1 pseudogene is annotated in these 337 nt (G+C 63.5%); it reads right to left on the reverse strand.

Going from position 1 to position 337, the window contains the following annotated elements:
- Positions 1–337 (reverse strand): annotated as a pseudogene (locus tag EN786_RS38405) (site-specific integrase); the annotation flags it as partial.

Raw genomic sequence — 337 nt, forward strand, 5'->3', positions numbered from 1 at the left:
CGCGCCTGATGTCGATGCCGCCCTGGACAAGATGTGAAGCACAGGTGGTGGCGCAGGATGTGGGCACGACCTGATCATCGGCGCCGAGGCCGACTTCCGCCTTGGCATCGTTCCAGGTGGCTCGGAACCATGCCTGGCTAAGCCTGGTGGCGGTTCGTTGGGCTGGCGCCTTTCGGTCGGAGGCAGCTTGATGACTTCCTTCCGCCCGGTCATCGGAATGGTGCGGCTGCGGCCGGATTTGCTGGTCCGGAAACTGAGGCGACGTCGAGGAGGCATCCGATGTCAACCAGCAAGGAAATGTGAACGCGCCGAACATCGGCTTTTCCCCGGATGCGGC

This window comes from Mesorhizobium sp. M4B.F.Ca.ET.143.01.1.1, from assembly GCF_004792275.1.
Taxonomy (GTDB): domain Bacteria; phylum Pseudomonadota; class Alphaproteobacteria; order Rhizobiales; family Rhizobiaceae; genus Mesorhizobium; species Mesorhizobium abyssinicae.